14 protein-coding genes and 1 pseudogene are annotated in these 21,161 nt (G+C 29.9%); 7 read left to right on the forward strand and 8 right to left on the reverse strand.

Going from position 1 to position 21,161, the window contains the following annotated elements:
- Positions 1 to 603 precede the first annotated feature (603 nt).
- Positions 604 to 1,641 carry an AI-2E family transporter gene (locus tag RGRSB_RS09140; RefSeq protein WP_119260781.1) on the forward strand — a complete coding sequence of 346 codons (1,038 nt, stop codon included), beginning with the start codon at positions 604 to 606 and terminating at the stop codon, positions 1,639 to 1,641.
- A gap of 36 nt (positions 1,642 to 1,677) precedes the next feature.
- The gene (locus RGRSB_RS09145) at positions 1,678 to 2,538 is read left to right on the forward strand and encodes an amino acid ABC transporter substrate-binding protein (RefSeq protein ID WP_119260782.1); all 861 of its coding nucleotides are present in this window, start codon (positions 1,678 to 1,680) and stop codon (positions 2,536 to 2,538) included.
- Between the two features lie 87 nt (positions 2,539 to 2,625).
- On the opposite strand, the gene RGRSB_RS09150 is transcribed toward RGRSB_RS09145, so the two are convergent.
- Complete coding sequence (locus RGRSB_RS09150) at positions 2,626 to 2,868, reverse strand: NAD(P)H-binding protein (protein WP_119260783.1); 243 nt, start codon at positions 2,866 to 2,868, stop codon at positions 2,626 to 2,628.
- 868 nt (positions 2,869 to 3,736) lie between these two features.
- On the opposite strand from RGRSB_RS09150, the gene RGRSB_RS09155 reads away from it, so the two are divergent.
- Positions 3,737 to 3,934 (forward strand): hypothetical protein, encoded by a 198-nt coding sequence (locus RGRSB_RS09155; protein WP_119260784.1) that lies wholly within the window; start codon positions 3,737 to 3,739, stop codon positions 3,932 to 3,934.
- Between the two features lie 352 nt (positions 3,935 to 4,286).
- On the opposite strand, the gene RGRSB_RS09160 is transcribed toward RGRSB_RS09155, so the two are convergent.
- The 6 genes from RGRSB_RS09160 to ylqF form a co-directional block, all read right to left on the reverse strand.
- On the reverse strand, positions 4,287 to 5,717 hold the full coding sequence (locus tag RGRSB_RS09160; RefSeq protein ID WP_119260785.1) for an FAD-binding domain-containing protein: 1,431 nt from the start codon (positions 5,715 to 5,717) through the stop codon (positions 4,287 to 4,289).
- Entirely contained in the window at positions 5,710 to 6,270 is a 561-nt protein-coding gene (locus RGRSB_RS09165; protein WP_119260786.1) for an NUDIX hydrolase, read from the reverse strand. Before RGRSB_RS09165 ends, RGRSB_RS09160 begins: the two co-directional genes overlap by 8 nt.
- Positions 6,271 to 6,286: 16 nt before the next feature.
- Entirely contained in the window at positions 6,287 to 6,778 is a 492-nt protein-coding gene (folK, locus tag RGRSB_RS09170; protein WP_119260787.1) for a 2-amino-4-hydroxy-6-hydroxymethyldihydropteridine diphosphokinase, read from the reverse strand.
- A 1,451-nt stretch (positions 6,779 to 8,229) separates the two neighbouring features.
- On the reverse strand, positions 8,230 to 10,689 hold the full coding sequence (gene recG, locus RGRSB_RS09175) for an ATP-dependent DNA helicase RecG (protein WP_119260788.1): 2,460 nt from the start codon (positions 10,687 to 10,689) through the stop codon (positions 8,230 to 8,232).
- A 1,674-nt stretch (positions 10,690 to 12,363) separates the two neighbouring features.
- Positions 12,364 to 12,729 (reverse strand): phosphomannose isomerase type II C-terminal cupin domain, encoded by a 366-nt coding sequence (locus RGRSB_RS09180; RefSeq protein ID WP_172582091.1) that lies wholly within the window; start codon positions 12,727 to 12,729, stop codon positions 12,364 to 12,366.
- 1,456 nt (positions 12,730 to 14,185) lie between these two features.
- Positions 14,186 to 15,025: a ribosome biogenesis GTPase YlqF gene (gene ylqF, locus RGRSB_RS09185; RefSeq protein WP_119260789.1), complete on the reverse strand. Its 840-nt coding sequence runs from the start codon at positions 15,023 to 15,025 to the stop codon at positions 14,186 to 14,188.
- Between the two features lie 2,712 nt (positions 15,026 to 17,737).
- Here ylqF and RGRSB_RS09190 point away from each other — a divergent pair.
- The 4 genes from RGRSB_RS09190 (at position 17,738) to RGRSB_RS10245 (ending at position 19,624) form a co-directional block, all read left to right on the forward strand.
- Positions 17,738 to 18,403 carry a TVP38/TMEM64 family protein gene (locus tag RGRSB_RS09190; protein WP_119260790.1) on the forward strand — a complete coding sequence of 222 codons (666 nt, stop codon included), beginning with the start codon at positions 17,738 to 17,740 and terminating at the stop codon, positions 18,401 to 18,403.
- A gap of 77 nt (positions 18,404 to 18,480) precedes the next feature.
- On the forward strand, positions 18,481 to 18,663 hold the full coding sequence (locus RGRSB_RS10990) for a hypothetical protein (RefSeq protein ID WP_338063334.1): 183 nt from the start codon (positions 18,481 to 18,483) through the stop codon (positions 18,661 to 18,663).
- 327 nt (positions 18,664 to 18,990) lie between these two features.
- Positions 18,991 to 19,302, forward strand: a complete 312-nt coding sequence (grxC, locus tag RGRSB_RS09200; RefSeq protein WP_119260791.1) for a glutaredoxin 3 — start codon at positions 18,991 to 18,993, stop codon at positions 19,300 to 19,302.
- A 157-nt stretch (positions 19,303 to 19,459) separates the two neighbouring features.
- Complete coding sequence (locus tag RGRSB_RS10245) at positions 19,460 to 19,624, forward strand: hypothetical protein (RefSeq protein WP_172582092.1); 165 nt, start codon at positions 19,460 to 19,462, stop codon at positions 19,622 to 19,624.
- Between the two features lie 722 nt (positions 19,625 to 20,346).
- Here the strand turns inward: RGRSB_RS10245 and RGRSB_RS09205 are convergent.
- Positions 20,347 to 20,717: pseudogene (locus tag RGRSB_RS09205) on the reverse strand (ATP-binding cassette domain-containing protein); the annotation flags it as partial.
- Positions 20,718 to 21,161: the final 444 nt, after the last annotated feature.

The following is a 21,161-nucleotide window of genomic DNA, read 5'->3' on the forward strand; positions in this document are numbered from 1 at the left end:
TATGACAGCTTATCTCATTAACCTTGTCTGAGGTGATAGACTGAGTTAAATAAGTCGTTATCAATATTATTTAATTTGATGTGAACTAAAACACAATTAAAGTATCCTCTAAATTAGTTACTTAAGTTAAATTATCAGGGACTTGCTGATAATGATAATTGTCTACATTTTATATTCTCTGAGCTAATTGTTGGTATAATTTAGATATAGTAGTAGTTTTTCAAACTGTTTTGATCAGTTTTTATATACAGAAAATAAAATGATACAAAACGAGAATATCTTCAGTATTTTTTATTCCTTATTATCATTGTTAACCTCTATTTAGATTAACTAATCTTAAACAGGACTTATTTTTTGTTTTCCTTTTTAAAAAAATCTTATGTAAAGTTATGTTATTATTTAAAATAATTGTAAAAAAAATTAAGTAATAAATTACTAGTAAAAAAATTTATGTTAAATAAAAAATTCTCTATTATTATTTTTAATACAAGGGAAAGTTTATGGTTATTGCCCACATGTCCAGATTTTTGACATTGATCAAATTCCGGTTGAATTTTATGATTAAAATAATCAATAATGTAGATATATTAGTCTAATAAATCTGTGAAACTTGGTCAATGGCTTGGACTCTCTAGCTTAGTAATTTCCGGTTATATTCTCTGGGAAATTCGTCAACTTTTATTGTTAGTATTTACAGCAGTTGTATTTGCTACTGCACTTAACCGACTTGTTAAATGGTTAAGACAATTCCAGGTTAAAAGAATGGTTATCGAACGCAATATGGCTGTTGTGATTATTCTTTTAGTCATTTCTTTATTGACTAGTCTATTTTTCTTATTAATTGTTCCACCTTTTATTGGACAATTTTATAAATTTCTAGAATTGAGCCCCATAGTTTGGGAAAAACTTCGAGAAAATTTAATTCTATTAGGACAAAAACAGTTTCGGTCAGATTGGCTTGTTACTCCTTCTTCTCTGATAAATTTTATTGAACAATTACAGCCTTTATTCGCCAAAATATTCAGCAATTTTTTTGCTTTTTTTTCTAACTCAGTAGCGGCAATTTTCCAATTATTTTTTGTATTAGTGTTAACAATTATGATGATAATTAATCCTCAAGAATATCGGGATTTTTTATTAAAAATTTTTCCATCTTTTTATCGTCGTCGAGTTGATGAAATTCTAAATCTATCAGAGATTGCTCTGGGAAATTGGCTAATGGGCATTACTATTAATTGTCTATTTATTGGCATTCTAAGTGGAGTTGGTTTATTAGTTTTGCAAGTTAAGTTGGTATTAGTACATGCATTGTTAGCTGGACTACTTAATTTCATCCCCAATATTGGACCGGCTTCTAGCGTTATTTTCCCTATTATGGTTGCTCTCTTAGATGAGCCTTGGAAAATTTGGGCAATTTTAATCTGGTATTTCATTATTCAAAATATTGAGAGTTATTGGCTAACACCAACGATTATGGCTAAACAAGTTTCTCTATTACCTGCTGTTACTTTAATGGCACAGATTTTCTTTGCTCAATCTTTTGGCTTATTAGGGTTGTTATTAGCTCTCCCTCTAACTGTTGTTGCTAAAACCTGGATTGATGAGGTTTTATTTAAAGATATTTTAGATTCTTGGGTATAAAAAATTTTTTGGTTGTTTCTCTCATCTAATAAAAAAATGAATTCAAAAAACCTGCTATTTCTGAGCACTTTAACCTTACTTCTATCTTTTTCCATATCAGTAAAGGCACAATCTAAATCAATTCTCAACGAAATTGTTCATACAGGGTTACTTAAAATTGGAATAAGGGAAGATGCAGTTCCTTTTGGTTATAGATATTCAAATAATAATCTCGCTGGAGTTTGTTTGGATTTTATTTATATTTTGAGAGAAAAGTTAAAAGAAAAATTAAATAAAGAAGTTATCCTAGTGAGATTATATAAGTCAACTTTTTTAAATCGATTTGAACTAGTTAATGATGGCATAATTCATTTAGAGTGTGGACCAAATGTAATTCGTGAAATTTATGGATTAAATGTTATATTTTCTAATTCTTTTCTCTCAACAGGTACTCAACTTCTAATCAATAAAAAAAAACATAATAATATTAATTTAAGTGGTAGCTTAGCAGGAGTTAATATTGGAGTTCTTGATAATACAGGTAGTCAACAGTTAATAGAAACAAAGTATCCAGCAGCTAATATTATAAAATTCCAAGGAATTACAGGAAGATTTCGAGGTATACAAGCTTTGCAAGGAGAAAAAATTGATGCTTTTGCTAGTGATAGCATTCTGTTAATTGGTGAAGTCATTTTACAAGAATTAAATCTAGGGAAAGAGTACGTTTTAGTACCAAAAATGCCTTTTAATTGTAAAAAATATGGACTTATACTGCCAAATGACGACTCTCAGTGGCAAGAATTTGTTAATTCAGTTATTACAGATACTAACTTAAGCAAAATTTTTAAAAAATGGTTTAATGGGGTTCTTCATGAAATTGAGACGATTAAAAATTTCTGCCACTCCCAGCTCAATTAAAATCACTAGTAAACTAGGACTTTATAATCTCTCTATAGTTTGAGCAAATATAAAAGTTGCAATACTATCAAGAAGTTCAGTTGATAATTAATCATTGTGACTAGTTAATAATTCTCGTTGTCTACCTGGCTTATTGAGTAGGCCTCCTGCATGAATAATTGCATAACCAATACCTGATTTAATCAAATACTTTCCTGCTTTGCGTTTCCAAATTAAGATTTTTTCCTCGCCAATATTATTAAGATCATAATTAGGATTTGTCCCACTCATTGAACCTACTAAAGTGATCTCTTTAATCTCCACTGCTTTAGCTACATTTCCTTTTGGCATTCTCCGATTTAAACTCAAATTGAGAACGCTAATCTTCTTTGAGCGGTATTTTTATCGTAGAAACAGCGCCAGTTAAAGTAAGAAGAGAATTACATCCTTTAATCGCAGACCTTTACATTAACTAATATAGATAATTTTTAGTAAAAAAATATTCTATCGAGACCAATAATTTTTTAATATTCATTAAATAGCTAGCAAAATCAACTACTTTAAATTCATCAAGATACTGCCCTATTTGTTTTCCAAAAATGTAACCTTTTCTTTCTATAATTTCTATTACCAAAACTTTTGTAATTGGTATATTTAACTAATTAATAAGACACCAATTTCATCATAAGCAGGAACCTATTCTCCCGACAACTTGATAATAAGAACAGAGAAACTCAAAATATCTTCTGCATATTTAGAATATTAATATAATCTCTCTTATTATATCGTTACGAAAAACCTTACATGTTTATATATATGTTAACTAACACGATATATGCAATGATGATAAACGTATTTATTGAATTTATTAATATCATTGCTTTAGCTCTTCTTTTAAAGAGAACTCAGAATATAAAGCAGTAGAAAGCAGGCAAAAAATATCAAAATAACTTGAATATCTCCAAATCAGAAGTTGAGCTTACTTTGCGTTATGCCTAACCTATTTTCCATCAGTTCCTTATCAATAGTAATATAGGTTAATCGATGTAGAGTAGTTAGAACAAGTGTTCGATTAGCCAGAAACTGTTTAGAAAAATCGTTTTCATTCGAAGTTTATAGTAAAGGATTGAATTCTATTTATTAGACACGCTCCAAAGGAAATTACTGGGTAGAAGTGGAACCAAGAATTTAGAAAAGTGGAATTAAAAATTTAGAAAAATTGAACAACCTTGTTGTAAGTCTTGCTGAAGATGTTACTCAAGAGGCTACTTTTACCTTTGACAGTGGGTATGATAGTTTATCTACTTTTAAAAAAAATGTTGACAGTGTTACTCTTACTCTATTAAACTCTTTCCCAAGAAAATCTTTGAAAGCCAATAATGATATTTTTAAGCCAATAGCTATAAATAAACATTAAAAACATAAATTATTGCTGCCTCTATATTGAAGTAGTTTAATTTAAATTTATATTGCTTTAATTGATACTTTGTTTAACTGCCTTAGCTAAATTATATTAATTTTCAAATATTTCTCTAGAACCCAGTGGGCTTTTATTCGATGTAATCCCTTTTCTATTATATAGACTTCTAGAATATAAGTCTGTATAAAAAATAAATATAATTATCTTCCTTTTACGTTTACATTCTCAATTAGAAATTAAAATTTTCAATGAAATCGATCTAAACACAATTCATCAGCTACTTTCTTCTTTATTGAAGAAATAATTTGTGATACTTATTTAGATAATTTAGCCAAATAAGTATCACAAATTATAAATTTTTAACTTTCTTATATCGTTTTTTAAATTCTCTTTGTTGTTGTTCATGATTCTCAATTGGTTGAGGATAGCCACAACTATGACAATCCAGGGGAGAAATTTTTCCTGTTACTAAACATTCCGTATCAAGAAAATTTAATTCAGGTAACCATCGACGAATATATTCTCCATCAGGATCATATTTCTGTGCTTGACTTGCAGGATTGAAAATTCGCAATGGTTTGGGATCCATTCCTGTCGATGCACTCCATTGCCATCCCCCATTATTAGAAGCTAAATCACCATCAATTAATTTTTGCATAAAGTATTTTTCTCCCCATTGCCAATTAATAATTAAGTCTTTAGTTAAGAAACTAGCCACAATCATTCTGCAACGATTGTGCATCCATCCTGTTTCATTTAACTGTCTCATTGCCGCATCTACAATAGGATATCCTGTTTTTCCTTCACACCAAAATTGAAAATTATCTTCATTATTATCCCAAGGAAATACTTCGAATTCTTTTCGATAAGGTCTTTCTACTAATTCAGGAAAAAAGTATAAACAGTGTTGATAAAATTCTCTCCAAGCTAACTCTTTTTGCCAAGTTTCAATATTTTCTCTCGTTTCATCACTACGACTATTTTCATAGACACTAACTGTTGCTTGCCAAACAGTTCTAATGCCAATCGCACCAAACTTTAGGGCAGCACTTAGTTGGGAAGTTCCTTCAATAGCTGGAAAATTTCGGTTTTCTTCATAAGAATTAATTGCGGAATTACAAAAAAATTCTAATCTTTCTTGAGCTGCTGTTTCTCCTGGTGAGAGTACCAAACGATTACCCCAGTTGAACCCTAGTTCTGTAGCCGATGGTAACTCAATAGTACCAATTTTTTTTACTTGTTCTAGTTCTATTTCAGTTAATCCTTCCAGACTATTTAAAGGATTAGGAATAGAAGATTTCTCTTGTTGTGATAAATTTTTCCAAAAAGGAGTATAAACCTTATAAGGATATCCTGATTGATTCATTATTTCTTCAGGAAAATGTAATAGTTGATCCCAATAACTTTGAGATTTAATCCCTTTTTCTTCTAGAGCTTCAATAACTTGTTGATCTCTTTTTTTGCTATAGGGTTCAACATCCCGATTCCAGAATACTGATTCAGCTTGAATACTTTCTGCTAAATGGGGGATCACTTGACTGGGATTTCCTTGAATAAAGAGTAGTTTACTACCTAATTTTCGGTAGTTTTGCTCTAATTCTTTTAGACAACCTATCATATAAGTTATCCTTACAGGTGCAATATCATCCCGTTCTAAGATATCAGTATCAAAACAAAATACTCCAATAACCCTAGAGCTTTGCTGACGGGCTTTGGATAAGCCAATGTTGTCAGAGATTCGTAAATCTTTACGGTGCCAAAAAATAATCAAATTAGCCATTGATTTTATCTAGAAATAGTCGGGTCATCAAAAAACTGCTAATGGATTTAGCATCAATAGGTTCTCCTTTTAAGATAGCTGTTTCAAATTCTGAAAACGTCATTAACACCACTTCAGTATGTTCTTCCTCATCTTGTCCAGGAGGGTGTTTTAACTTTTCTAAATCCTGTGCTAAAAAAACATAAATATACTCATCAGAATAACCAGGGGCTAAAGAAAATTTACCCAAAGAATGCCAGGTATTAGCACGATATCCCGTCTCTTCTTGAATTTCACGCTTAATAGTTTCTAATGCTTCTTCATCTGGTTCTATAATCCCAGCAGGAAATTCTAACAATCGTCCTTCTACAGCAAAACGATACTGCTTAACCAAGACCAGTTCACTCTTTGATGTAATAGGAACAGCCAACGCTCCTCCTGGATGACGAATGCATTCCCAGTCTACCTCAACCCCATTATGTAAACGTAGGGAATGAACGTCAAAATTAAATTTGCGCCCCCTATAAAACAGACGTTGCCGTAGATAGGTAGGAGATTCATTGAAGACAGACATAAATTTGCATATTCAGTTAGTTGGGTTGGTAAAGACTGACTCCAGAACAGTTTACCTCGTCAAGGAGCTGGATGATCTCCTTTTTGCTTACAGGATGCACCCAATTAGGAGAAATTTCTGCTAAAGGAATTAGTACAAATCCCCGTTGTGTCATACGGGGATGAGGAATTTGGAGCGTATCAGTTTTTAGAATTAAATCTCCATACAATAGTAAATCTAAATCCAGAGTTCTTGGTCCCCATCTTTCTCGGCGTACTCGTCCCCATTGTTGTTCAATATTGAGTAAGGTTTCTAACAATTTATCAGGGACTAAATAGGTTTCTAGGATAGCACAACCATTTAGATAATTTGGTTGAGGAGGTCCGATAGGGATAGTTTTATACCAATGGGAGTGGGATTTAAGATAGACTTCTGATAATTGGTCGAAAATTTGGATAGTTTTTTCTAAAATCTTGAAAGAATTTCCTAAATTACTCCCTAAAGCAATAGCACATTGAATCTTTTTCATTAATTTTCGATTAAAAAATTGTTAGGCAAACCCCGAACATCGTACACGACAATTTTAAGTCATTTGTGACAGGGAGTTTTACTCACTTTTTCCGACTAAGTCTAATTATCTAGAATTAATAGGTATATATAAACTACTTGCTTAAAATAAATTTTTGGAAAACTTTTTTTGGGCTAACTCTACATAGTTACACCTTCCCAGATTTTTTCAAAATTATCCTATAACTGCTGTTGTATTTAGGTAAGTTAAGTGAATTGAGCTAAATAACTCTTCTTATATATCTACTGTTAAAATGTAAAATTTTACCCTAAATTAAACTGCTATCAATACTCCTTAGTCTCTAAATTTTATCAAAAAAACTATATTATTAACCAATATTAAACTCAGTTAAGTAGAAAGTCATACAGCTTCTTAGGTTATTGGTGAACAAAGAATCGAGGCGACTCAAACTTTTTTAAATAAAAATTTATATTCTAGAATATAAATTTTTATTTAAAAAAATCTCTTATTATGTTTATATTTATATGAATAATCTTTTTTCTTAAAAAACATTGTTCCTACAACTTAAGCTAACTATATTATTAATAATACTTTTTATAGCAAACTTTTTATTAGTTTTTATTTTAAATCACTTAAAACAATATTATTGCAGTAATTGACTGTGTAATTACTGCAATAATATTGACCTAATCTTCGGGACTAACTAAACTCTACATAACGAATATTAGACAGTATTAGTAATAGCTTGATCCACCACTACCACCGTAAAATTTAAAGCAATTTATTACAACTAAATACTTAAGTAAATGTCTGAAAAAACAGCCGGTTCTGCTATAATAAAAGTTCGTTTAAAGCGCAGAAAGTTTAACAAAAAAGCAATATTTTGATGTAGCTAAAATTATAGAATACTAGTTTCTCCAAATAACCCCAATAAGTTACTCCATAATGAGCTGATTTCAGTTTAGTTAAAAGCGAAGTAAGACAAAAAATCCTTATTGCCTGACAGACTTATACAAGCAATCCAGACATCAGTTTTCCTTGCTAATTAATAAAATCAATAGTGTTATTATCCACTTGTTCTGTTACTATCTAAGTAACTCCTAAAACCATTAAAAAAATACCTAACTAAGCTAAAAAAAGTCATTTTAAAAAAATAAAGGCTAAAATTACGATAAGCAAGAGAGAGAGTAAAAGTCTCCATTAGTAAAGTTTATTTAGGTCCCAAACATTTTAAAATATTAAAATAAGTACTATCTCCAATGGTAATACCAATAATACTACTTACCCATAATAGTCTTGTTATTAACAACCCAATATCAAGCAATAAATTGCTTCCTATAACAATTATTAATAAAAACAAAGCTGCTAATAAGGCTGCACATTATCACCGACAGTCTATTAGATTAAAAGACTGTATCATTAAATTCTTAGATATTTTAATACAATAGTAATTATGTTAAAATGTTCACTCCAATTAGTTTTTTATAACGTTGTTCTAACTCTTTTTTCAAAAATGGCATTCCTCTTAGATGACTATCAGCCATAATAATCTTTTCCGCAGCAGTTCTGGCTAATACTAAAATTTCTTGATCTTCAACTAAACTTGCTAAAGCAAAATCAGGTAACCCTGATTGACGGGTTCCCAAAACGCTTCCTGGTCCGCGAAATCTTAAATCCATTTCTGAGATAAAAAAACCATCTTGGGACTGTTCCAAGACACTTAACCGTTGCCGTGCATCAGGAGTTTTACTATTACTCATTAACAAACAATAGGATTTATGAGAACCCCGTCCTACTCTTCCTCTTAATTGATGTAATTGGGACAATCCAAACCGTTCTGCATTTTCAATTAACATTACTGTTGCATTAGGTACATCAACACCTACTTCAATTACCGTCGTTGAAATAATGATTGGATTTTTATTATCTCGAAAATTATTTAAAACTTCATCTTTTTCTACTGAACTCATACGGCCATGTAATAATCCAATATTTAACTTAGGAAATACAGTTTCTGATAATTTTTTATGTTCTTCTACTGCGGCACGAATATCTAAATTTTCTGATTCTTCAATCATGGGAAGAATAATATAAGCTTGTCTTCCTTGAGCAACTTCTTGCCGAATTAAATTATAAGCTTTGGTGCGTTCTTTGCCAATTAATACTGTGGTTTGGACAGGCTGTCTTTCTGGAGGTAATTCATCAATTTGGCTAATATCTAAATCTCCATGTAAAGTTAATGATAAGGTTCGAGGAATGGGAGTAGCTGTCATAGTTAAAACATGAGGAGATTTACCTTTAGCTAATAATTTAGCCCGTTGATGTACCCCAAATCTATGCTGTTCATCAATTACTACTAACCCCAATCTTTGGAAGTTGACTTTATCCTGAATAAGGGCGTGAGTTCCCACTAACAAAGGTAATTCTCCAGTTCTCAATTGACTATAAATTTCTCTTCTTTTAGCTATTCTTGTTGAGCCAGTTAATAACTCAACAGGCAAATATAAGAGATTAAACCAAGATACTAATTTGTGATAATGTTGTTTTGCCAACACTTCTGTCGGAGCCATCAAAGCAGCTTGATAACCAGACTGAATAGCTGCCAATATAGAAAATATAGCAATAATTGTTTTTCCTGATCCTACATCTCCTTGTACTAAGCGATTCATTGCAGTTGATGAATTTAGATCATCTAAAATTTCATTAATTACTCGTTTTTGTGCACGGGTTAAAGTAAAAGGTAATAATTTATTAAAGTCTTCTATTAATTTCCCTTTTGGAATAAAAAATACACTGTTTTTTATTTGTTTTTGTTCTTGACGACGTTGTAAAAATTTTACTTGTAAGTAGAAGAATTCATCAAAAACTAACCGTCTTCTGGCATGAGTCAAAAGATCAGTAGTTTGAGGAAAATGAATATTAGTAATCGCCTCTTTTAATTTAATTAATCCGTATTGATCCCTTAATGCTATGGGAAGGGGATCTCTAATTTGTTTGGTTGCTCCTAAACAACTCACAATAACTCGTCTAATTAAATCAGTGGAAATACCTTCTTTTAAAGGATAAATTGGCAAAATACGCCCAATATTTAGCGATTCTATATTTGCCCCAAACCCATCTAAAACTTCAATTTCTGGGTTGTCTAAAGTAACGTTATATTCATTCTTTTTTACTAATCCTGAAGCAGCAATGATAGAGCCTAAAGGGTAGAGTCGTTTTTGTTTTTCTTGCCAACTACGATTAGTAAAACGGGTTCCTGCAAAAAAGCGATTTAGTTTAATTGTTCCGGTATTATCTCGTACAATCAACTCAAAAATACTCAATTTTTTATTCTTAGGACTGGTAAAACAAGTGCATTTTATCACACTTCCTACTATTGTTACCGTTTCCCCTGGATTGAGATGAGAAATGTTCACTTGACGTGCATAGTTAATATGATCGCGAGGATAATAAAACAGTATATCTTTAACGGTAAACAATCCTAGTCTTTTTAGTAATTCGCCTTTCTTATAGCCTACTTCCACTAAAGTACTAAGGGATTGCTCTAAAGTAATTTTGCAGGGATAGGCTTGCTTTTGCACCACAGAAACGGTTCGGGGTAATTTAGAAGAAGGTGGTTCAGAAGCAGTTTCTAACGAAAGTTTAAGTTCATGCAAAAACTGTCGAGTTTTGCTGATTAAACTCTGGCGTTGAGAGAGAGATAATTGAGAATATTGAGCATATTTAACTGCAAAACTCTGCCAGCGACTACGATCACTAGCAAGAGTTCCTAGAGGAGGAGTTTTACCAAAATTAAGGCATAAAAACTCACTAAAGCGATATTTATTTCCCTGAATGTCAGTGTAACCGCTTTTTGCTTCAATTGAGAGAGATTTATCTAAGCGTATCCAATCTGATAGTTCCGTAGACATTGTTCTCTAAATAGTTTTTTAAAAAATAGTTTTTAAAGAAATCACACGTGATAATTAATTATTATATCTAGAGATACTAGACTTAAAATATTAACTTAATTTTAGAAATAAAAATCCCCAGTATTATATTCTTTAAACTTTCTTTATTTATCTTTAAAAAAGACAATTAAACCATAACGCAATATTTTTATTTTAAATTCATAAAATGATATATTCATTTATTTTTTATTTAAAGTAAAAATTAATTTTTTTTATAAACTTATAACATTATTTTAAATTTAAATAGATTTCCAATTTTTACGATTTCTATCAACTTAATCTAGAGTAGTTAATTTAAATCAATCTCTGAAGGTAAATTGTTATTGTATCATCAACTGTTTCAGAAACAAGTAGTAAAAACTTTAAATAAATCTAATAATTAGCCATCTAAGCTGAATAAGAAGGAATGGAAATTTAAATTGATTCACTACTGGATTCCCCTTTGTTTGGATGTGCTTTGATAGCTTGATATTTCTTGTATAAAACAGAAAAAATGGGAAATATTTCCCGTTGAACGGCAACGAAAAATTGTTCAAGTTTGTTCTGATTTTACAATTGAGTTTTTATTTTTAATAAAAACTCAATTGATATTTAGAAAATATAAATTTATTTTCGTTAAAATAATACTAACGTTTAATTTTTATACAAATTTGATAGAGTCTGGACACAATCTTTATTGTCAGAAATTTTTTAAAAATCAGAGATAGTTTAGTAACCATTAAGGAAATCATTTTAAGTTCTATTTGTTGTTAATTTGCTTAGTTTAACTTTGAGGTTTAGTTGATAAATTTTTAATTTAAACAAAATTAATTTACTAGTTTTATAGTTTATAAAATTCTATATTTAGAGCTGAGTACTTTTTATAAGAGAAGATTGAAAATAGTACTAACTCATAGTATTGGATTTATTTATTTCTTTTGAATAACAATTATTTCGAACCAGTAATTTAAAATTAAAAAGTATAAATACCCAATATTATTACTAATAATTAAGCTTATCAAAAACTATAGTTATATAGCTGGTACCATAGCAGGTTTTGTGTTTTAATCAAATCAAACTAAACTCGATAACTTTACTTGACTTATATCAATAACATTAGATGCTCAACTAAGTTCAATGAATAAGATTTTAAAACCAAACACCAACTTGTGTTTATTATAATTTAACCATCAGAAAACTTTATGAAGATAATGAATTTAAGTATGAGAGATTCGCCTTAGGCAGAGAAAGTCATTTCTCTCGAGATTGATATTAGAAATTATAGAAACAAGAAAATTTGGAGGAATAGCAAAATATTCCTAAGCTTAGAAAAAGATATTTTAACTAAGATTTAAAAGGTTAGTAGAGATTTGAGGAAGCCCTCTCAAAATACACCAATTAAAAAAAAATTTTAGAAAAATTTTTGATAAAAACTTAGACAGGGTATCAGGATTATTACAATTAGCTGATTTGGGTTAAAAAAATTTGTCTATTATCCTCAAAAGGCTGTGAAACAATTGGGTGTTGGAGTAGAGAAAGTATTAATAATAAATTGAAGTTTATTTAAAGGGGAACCTATCGCTCCCAAATCGCACCAACTTTTAACTCTAAAGTGTTTTAACCTTGTATTCCACTAGTTAATTCTACACCATAAGTTCAAGTAGAACCTGAAAAACGAATAATATCATCGTCTTCCAAATATTCTCCATTTTGTACTTCAATCATTACCAACGGAATCACCCCAGGATTTTCAAGACGGTGGCGAGTGTTCATGGGAACATAAGTAGATTCTTTTTGTTTGAGAAGTTTTTCTTGACCATTACAAATAACTCTAGCAGTCCCTGAAACGACAATCCAATGTTCACTACGATGATAGTGCATTTGAGTGCTGATATGCTCTCCAGGTTGAACTACAATACGATTGATGCAGTAACCATTCCCCTTTTCTAAAACAGTTACAGTTCCCCATGGCGGCGTTCTAGTTATCATAGTGGCTGTTCGAGATTCCGATATGTTACTCATGATTCTCTCCATAGCTTATTCATTGAATCACTTCCACGTTATTTGTAATAGGTTCGCCATAAAACTCAAACTGACTAACCTATTTAAGTATATCCCGTTGCTGCAAAATACTAATCCTCATTGGTTAGCTGTTTCAATTTAATCCTAGACAGCAAGTTACAAACCATAGAGTATCTCATCGAATATTTCCCCTAATAAGTTTTATTAAACCCTTTATCTTCTTTTATATTAATGCTCATTTTAGTGAAAATTTTATTGGTAAACGAGTAAAACTTAAACCATCAGCATTAACCTTTAATTTTTTCTAGTTAAACTAAACACCAATAAAAAATTTTATAATCATTTAATGATTGTCAGGTGATCGCCTTAACCTCTATACTTCTTGGGAACAACGGAAAATCTCATTTTGACGTCCTCTATTCCTAACTTAATCAACTGGTCAATTGTTAGTTATCTTTAAATGAACCTATGCCACGATCAATTCGTCTACTTCCTAAATCTCGTAATCAAGCAATTGTAAGGGAATTAACCATGAGAGGCCATTTAAATCCACTTACTTACTAGCTAGTCGCGACTTCAACATTTAAACTTTTTTATCCGTTATGGCTACATGTCAAAGTAGTCGATCACTCCTTTGTAAAATAAGTTTTACTTACACAATAATAACTTTATTTTTACGACTCACTCTAGGTTTGGCAATCAATAATCATCTGACTTTCTGATTTATTTTTAAATAATTGCAGGAGGTTTTAGAGGCAACCAATCAAGATACTGTCTCTTCCTTTCTTAGTAAGAAGATTAAATTAAAGGATCTCGTGTAATCGCTATTATTTCTGCACTCATTATTATAGTTTTTATAGGTTCCTATGTTGCAGCCTAATTAATAATAGTAAATAAAACGATAAATACAGTTATTTACTGTATTTAAACAACAAAAATATTATATAAGCGAAGAATTGGTTAATTATTACTTTTTGAGAAATTTACACTTCAGCCTAGGCAAATTCTCCACAGTCTACCCTGATGATCGATTTCCTGTTACTGTTAATTCGAAATTAGCTATTTCTTATCTATCTTTGTAGTCATTCCAAACTTGCCAGTAGTTTCTTATTTAAATAAGTTAATCAAAAACTCTATGAATTAAAATTAGAGAAGTTAGCTTTATTTTCTCGATTTTTAGATTTTCTTAAGTAGTAGATAAGTAAGAATTATCGAATTTTTAATACGTCACTCACTTCTAAGTTAAATTCTTAATATCTCAAATGTAGCTTGTAACTTGGCTAAAAGTTGAAGTCTATTTTGTAACTATTCATTAATGGCTCCTCTCGTCTGTGTTTTTTTTTCTCTAAAAAGAGCAACTGAATTCCCTAATTTTTGAATACAATGGCATTTTTAAACCCGCAGGTTTAAAAATGCCATTGTGTTAAGTTTTCTTCAAAAACGTTAATATCATTAGTTACTTCATCGGTGGTAATTCTAAAGGAACACACCCCATAAGTCCTTTTCGGAAATCATTCAATAACTGCCTACTTGCTCTTTCAACATCCCCCTGATAACGTTTATGACCTAGAGTTTGAATATACTCCTCCCCTGTCACGTCTAGGGGAGCAATATGATAACGTGATCGCAAGATTTCCTCAAAATTTAATTCAACTAGAAAATCAACCAACACACCCGCTACCTGTTGATTATCGTAAGCTGCCTCCCCAATATCCTCACAAATTGCTAATTTAACAGCATCTTTTTGGTTTTCTATATTACCAGGGATAATTCCTGGTGCATCTAATAGTTCAATGGTATCAGAAATTCGAACCCAACGCACTTGACGAGTCACCCCCACACTTCTAGCGCTAGCGACGATTTTACGTCCCAAAAGACGATTAATTAAGGCAGATTTTCCCACATTTGGCAATCCAATGACAACTGCGCGAACTGGACGAGGTAGCATTCCGCGGTCGTGTCTTCGTTGGTTTATAGCTACTCCTACAGTCTGAGTAGCTTTATGGAGTGCTTTCACACCTTTTCCTTGTTTTGCATTAGTAAAATAGGGCGTTTCCCCATGATTTTCAAACCAAGTTATCCATTGTTGACGGACAAATTCCGGTATCATATCCACGCGATTAAGCACAAGAATTCGAGGTTTTTCGCCGATCCATTGGGGAACTTGGGGATGGTGAGATGCTAGAGGAATTCGTGCATCAAGAACTTCAAGAACAACATCAACCTTGTTTAATTGTTCTTTGAGTTGTCTTTCTGCTTTGGAAATATGACCGGGGTACCACTGAATTTTAGACATAGTTTTTCTAATTTCTAATTAGTAATTGATAATTTGTGGGAAGTAACCCATATTTGAATATAATTGATTATAATTTTTTTGTATTGATTAAATATCTCTGTTTTCTAGTTTAGTACATAATTATTTATTATACTTATATTATGAGAAATAATTTTATATATAAAAATGTGTTTATATTACGACTTTATAGGTTACTTTTTACCTAATCTTAGATAAGAGTAATTTTATGAAACTGATAAATTTTGTAAATTAATAGCTATAAAATCTGTTAATCTAGTTTACTTAAGTTTCAAGTTTTTATCTCCAGTAATTCTAATTAAATGCAAACATTCATTTATCGATCTATAAAAAAATGTTCATTTTAATATAAATACTAATAATTAAACATTCTTGAATATTTTTAACTTTAAATATTAGTTAATATTTAAAGTTAATATAAAGTTGATAAATAAACTGATCCAAAAAATTGACATTTTTTTACTACCAAAACCAACGTTTAAATCTATTTAATAGAAAATTAAACTATAAATTACTAGCACTACAGCTATTAATAGCATAGAGTTATTTAATAAATCAACATAATAATAGAAGAAATAATGATTAAAATTTATAAATAAAAAGCTAATAATCCGATAGCTACATCAGTTTTTCTTAATAAACTAATTATCCTAATCAAAGGAAGAATAATAATTATAGTGAGAATATTTTAAATTAAAAAGACACTAATAAAAATCAATATACAAGTGTAAATAAATATAAAAATAGCTATCAGATTTATGCTTATATAAGGGAATAATTCAACCATTTAACTAGAAAATATTAATAATTAAAATCGATAAAAGTAACTATTTTTTTGTATATATATTTTTATGTTAACATCATATATATAATAAATAATACAATTATATTATTTATATTTTTTTATCATAAGTTGTCTAAATTAGATTAATAATATCTATAAATACTATTTAAAATAAAATTGGATACAGTCCTATTGATTTCATAATAATAACAAGATAGTTACTTTTATTAAATTTTTTTTCTTAGGTGAGATCTATTAAAAATAGATGATTTATAAGATTGCGACTAACCTAACCTCAACCTCAAAGTTTTTTTCAAAAATTTAAATCGCTATCTCTTTTTTTAGAAAACTTCCAGATCACAAAAATAAACAAATTAGTTATTAATAACTATTCTAGGTAAGATAGATTAAGATAACAACATACTTTTTTATAGCTAGCAATCATATTTTATAAGGTGATCTCAAGATTGTTAAAATCTTATGAGATATATCAAATATGATTTAAGCTAATATCGAAATTATATTCAATTTTTGATATTATCTAGGATAATAATTAATTCTTTTTACGTATTTACAAAGGAAGTAAAATTTAATGAGTATAAAAACGTAAAGTAATCGCTAAGAATAAAGGTTAGAAAACTGATTGATCAAATGAAGGAAGTTATCAAAATAGAAAATATTATCGGAAATCTTACAGAAAAATCTACAGCTAAGTATTATTTATACTTCATATACTTGATATCTGATCGCTGAATCAAAATATTCAAGCTTTGGTTGTTTATCTGAGATGTTTAAAGATTTATCTCATGAAGATGTAAACTGTTTCTAGTTAGGGAAAGTTGTAAACCTGTTGGTTTATAGAATGAAGTTAAATGAGATGTCTAATTTTGAGATAAATTTGTATTTAGTGATTGCTCTTTTTGAACTACTCCTCCATTGCATACTTCTTTAGGCTTACCCACTTAATTGTCTAATGTGGAGAAGAATTACAAATAATAATTTAGTAAAAAAGTACTTTTTTTTAAAAAAATTACTTGTGGTAATATGCTATCATAATTAGCTAAAATCAAGACTTTCTTTGCAAATACTTTTAATTATCAAGCTATGCTAAACATTTATTTTAGACTAATTATTATACTGAATATTTAGTCCAAAATTTATTCGTACTAAATCCGATTAATACACTACCTAAAAAATATAGAAAATTTAAACAATAATAAGTTAACTCTTTAATTTTTGCTTTTATTTTACCGAGATAATTAAAACTATTTGGTAATAATTTTTGTTCTATTAATTATTTAAAAATACTTATGACATCAAAGCTTATCTCCTAATGTCTGTATTTTTTTATTCTAATTTTAGAAAAAAATAGCTAATATTCTCCAGTACTTCCTGAATAAATTTTCATCTTTTTACTTTAATTATATTTTATTAATTAAGTTTTTTTAGTTTATTTTACAAATTGAACCAAATATTTGTCGAATAAGTTTAGCTATTATGTATTCACTATTTAAATTTAATTAAATAATATTTCTTACGTTAGTGACTTTACAAAGTTTTATATATAAATAATATATAATTTATATATAAAAATAATTCTCCTTTCTCCAAGGGAACTTAAAACTTTATTGTTAACTTGAATTTTACTATGATTTTGTTTTAACAAGTAAATATCTATTTTAGATAAAATATATCTTTTTGTTTTTTAGTATTTTTTATTATATTCTTGATTTTACATATTTTTTACTTTTTAAGTTATTATTTTTTAGTTTTCATAGATTTTTTAGAGAGCAAAAAGACTTCATAGAGATCATTTTTATTTAGATTGTTTCTATCCTAAATAAGTGGGTTCTTACAACCGGATTTAGTATGATAACCTTATAGATTGAGTCTCGTGAGGAAAAAGATAGATGACCAAAGGGAAACAAGGAATAATTTTAATGATAATTTTAGGCTTAGCGATTACTGGAATTGGGGTAGTTTTAATTTGGAGAATTGACTTTGAAGAATTACAAATTTGGCTCAATAAAATGGGAATTTTGGCTCCTATTATCTACATGGTTCTTTACATTTTGGCAACTTTACTAATTTTACCTTCGACTCCCCTCAATTTAAGTGGTGGAGCATTATTTGGAATTGGGTGGGGAGTCTTTTGGACAACAACTGCAGCTATGTTAGCAGCCATTTTATCTTTCGCCTTCACTCGTACTTTGGGAAGAAAATATGTCACACGAAAACTTGCCGGAAAAGGGGAAGCAATAGATGCAGAAATCCGTCAGGGTGGCTTATTTTATCTGTTTGCTATTCGCTTACTGCCGATTATTCCTTATGGAATTGTTAATTTTACAGCAGGATTAACATCAATTAGATTTCAAGATTATTTGATTGGAACTGCCTTGGGAATTATTCCAGGAATTCTGCCTTTTGTTATGATAGGAGCTGGTTTTAAGTCTCTCAATCAAGGCAATATTTTGCCTCTACTATGTGGTTTCACGTTAACTGGAATGTTAGTAGGGGTTTCAGCTTGGTATCGTCGTCGTCGCCAACCTCCAAGTTTAGATAAAGCCAAACGGTAAAAGCTAAAATTTTCTTTATAATTATGTTAACTAGATATAAATAATTTTTAGCAATCAAACTCATATTATTATGCATAATGCACGTTTTTATTCCTCCAAAATACCTTTTCACCTGTCTAACCTGGACAGACACTCAAGAGATGTTAGATCTAGAAAATATTGTTATGGTGGAAGCTGCGGGAAAAATTAGACAACATAGCGTCCATTTGCCTACGGTAGATGTAAAAATTAGTATTCTACTTTCTTTATTACAGAACTAAGTAAAAATAGAGAAAGTAGTTAAAGAATATGCTCAAAGGTTACCTTGAAGTAGTTTACTGACTATGAAAGGGAAACAACTTTTTACTTAGTTGACCAAAAAATTGACTCAAAATGGGTTAATGGGTGATGTTAAGGTTGCAACAAAAGAAAAAGATGATCTCTTATTAGCATCTATTTCTGATGCTTAGGGAGAATTAATCAAAGATATTGACAAATTCCGTTAATCACAGCTAAGTTATAATAATATAAATGCGATCATAAGCTAAATTGTTATAGAAAAATACATAATTTTGGCTATAAATTATTAACAATGAAGGATTAACCCCATGTTAGACACAATCAACTCTCTTCTTAACCGTCATCCCCAAAAAATTAACGCTAACGTTGAAATTTATACTTGGCTAATTTGTCCTTTTTGTATTCGTGCAAAATTCCTTTTATGGTGGAAAGGGGTTAACTTTACTGAATATAAAATTGATGGTGACGAAGCAGCTAGAGATAAGATGTCACAAAGATCTAACGGAAAGCGTAGTGTTCCTCAAATATTTATTAATAATAAACATATTGGAGGTTGTGATGTGCTTTATGCCCTCAACGAGACTGATAAATTAGATGCTCTTTTAGCTGTCACCCTTTGAGTTCATCCTATTAGGTGAAGCGGCAAGAGAACAAAAGCTGAGATATTGTGAACATGTGGAAGTAAAAGCCCCCAACTCTAATTATCTCATCACCACGAGAGACAAAAGTAGCGGAAAATAAAAGTGATATGCTCCCTTCATTTGGAGACGAGCGGCTTTGTGTTCAATTCATGATTTTACCGCTGTTATAGCTGTAATTACGAGGAAGCCTCCTTGTAAATTTAATCCTAAAGTTTTTAGATTTCCTCCCTCCTCGGATGGAACCAGTGACCTCATCCACCCTGTCCTAATCGACAGGGTGGCTTCTTATATTGATAATTAAAGAAACAGAAATACAATAGGGATAAGGTGTATTAAAGAGTCAAACTAGTAATAAGGAAGTAAGATCAAATAAGTCTAAAATAGAAGAGTAGTTCAAGAAAACCACTCACTCGGTGCCGGCTTGCCTATAAAATTCAGCTAAAAAATTGCAGATTTGGTAAAACTATCTGTCATAAGATGCAATTAGAAAAATAATTTCTAGATAGATTATTTTAGAAAGAGAAGGATTGCGATCTTCTCCAAGAAGTGGAATAAAAAAAATTTAAATAGCCGATAACTATGTAAGATATAAGAAAAACAGGGAGAAGTTAAATAAAGTTTCGAAAGAATCTGTAAGATTCCAAAAAAAGGGGCTATACATAGAAAATAACAAAAGTGAGGATGAAACTTGATCCATGTATTAAAAAAACAAAAGCCAAAAAAGTAGAATAATTCCAGATAAATAAGCAGATAAGCAAAAAAATACCGCAAAGACAAAGGAATAGATACAATAAATTGTTCTTGATAATAACTCGGTGTATATAAGTGGTTTAGTCAACTCCAAACTGAAACAATAGAAACAAAGAGAATTATATCTACTTTATGTACCAACTTATAGTCCAGAATTAAATATATATAGAGGAGAAATAACATTTAATAAAAGCTCATGAAATTCCGGAAGGATATTTGAGGATGAATATGATTTAGTCGCTCTTCCTGCTTAACTTATTTTTATTGTAACTAAACTTGAATTAAATTTTCTTCTGTTTGTTTTTTGGTCACTAATAACCTATTTTCTAGGACGGTAAGTCGGAAGAGAACCCACGTACTTGAAAGGTACGAACAAATCCTTATAGGGAAATTTCGTAGGGAGATAGGGAATGAATTGGAGAACCATCAAAAATTACTTCTCTCTGGTCAAGATAGATAAAGTTAAAAAGTAAGTTAAATAAGATAGTTTGACCAGCACCGTTTGGTCCAATCAACCCCGTAATGCTCCCAGTTGGTACTTCAAGATGAGCATCATTAACGGCACACAGATCCCTAAAACTTTTATATAAGTTATATAAGTAGCTTGCCTTAAGTAAAAGTTGATCAGATTGATGAATAGTCATTAGCCTATCTTTGAGTCGCCGAAATTTGAGAGATAGATCTGTTCACTGCCCGGTAATAACAAAAAAACATATGTATTTTTTTGCTCTCGGTATATTTTATGATAATCATAAAATCTTATATTTTGTAGAGTGTTAAGAGTTATGCATTGATAAATCACATCAAATATGAGTTGTTTGAAATGTATAAAGTTATTCAATAAAAACAATGTTAAAAAAAAAAGAGACTATATTTGAGTTTAAAAAAATCTAATATTAAATTATAATAAACTGAAAAATCTAATTATATTTGGATTTAAAACTAGTTATCAACTCACTCTTTAAACCCTGTTAACTTTCTAAAAGCTACCAAAACACTGATAAGTAAATCTTACTGCTTTAGTACCTAGTAATTGTAGTCAATAATTAATCGTAAATAATTTTTATTGAGCGTTATTTAACGAAACA

This window comes from cyanobacterium endosymbiont of Rhopalodia gibberula, from assembly GCF_003574135.1.
Lineage (GTDB): Bacteria > Cyanobacteriota > Cyanobacteriia > Cyanobacteriales > Microcystaceae > Rippkaea.

Excerpts from the sequence above, each read along its gene's own strand:
- RGRSB_RS09145 (WP_119260782.1), top strand. The coding sequence starts at position 1,678 with ATGAATTCAAAAAACCTGCTATTTCTGAGCACTTTAACCTTACTTCTA.
- RGRSB_RS09150 (WP_119260783.1), bottom strand. The coding sequence starts at position 2,868 with ATGCCAAAAGGAAATGTAGCTAAAGCAGTGGAGATTAAAGAGATCACT.
- RGRSB_RS09160 (WP_119260785.1), bottom strand. The coding sequence starts at position 5,717 with ATGGCTAATTTGATTATTTTTTGGCACCGTAAAGATTTACGAATCTCT.
- RGRSB_RS09165 (WP_119260786.1), bottom strand. The coding sequence starts at position 6,270 with ATGTCTGTCTTCAATGAATCTCCTACCTATCTACGGCAACGTCTGTTT.
- folK (WP_119260787.1), bottom strand. The coding sequence starts at position 6,778 with ATGAAAAAGATTCAATGTGCTATTGCTTTAGGGAGTAATTTAGGAAAT.
- recG (WP_119260788.1), bottom strand. The coding sequence starts at position 10,689 with ATGTCTACGGAACTATCAGATTGGATACGCTTAGATAAATCTCTCTCA.
- RGRSB_RS09180 (WP_172582091.1), bottom strand. The coding sequence starts at position 12,729 with ATGAGTAACATATCGGAATCTCGAACAGCCACTATGATAACTAGAACG.
- ylqF (WP_119260789.1), bottom strand. The coding sequence starts at position 15,025 with ATGTCTAAAATTCAGTGGTACCCCGGTCATATTTCCAAAGCAGAAAGA.
- RGRSB_RS09190 (WP_119260790.1), top strand. The coding sequence starts at position 17,738 with ATGACCAAAGGGAAACAAGGAATAATTTTAATGATAATTTTAGGCTTA.
- RGRSB_RS10990 (WP_338063334.1), top strand. The coding sequence starts at position 18,481 with ATGCACGTTTTTATTCCTCCAAAATACCTTTTCACCTGTCTAACCTGG.
- grxC (WP_119260791.1), top strand. The coding sequence starts at position 18,991 with ATGTTAGACACAATCAACTCTCTTCTTAACCGTCATCCCCAAAAAATT.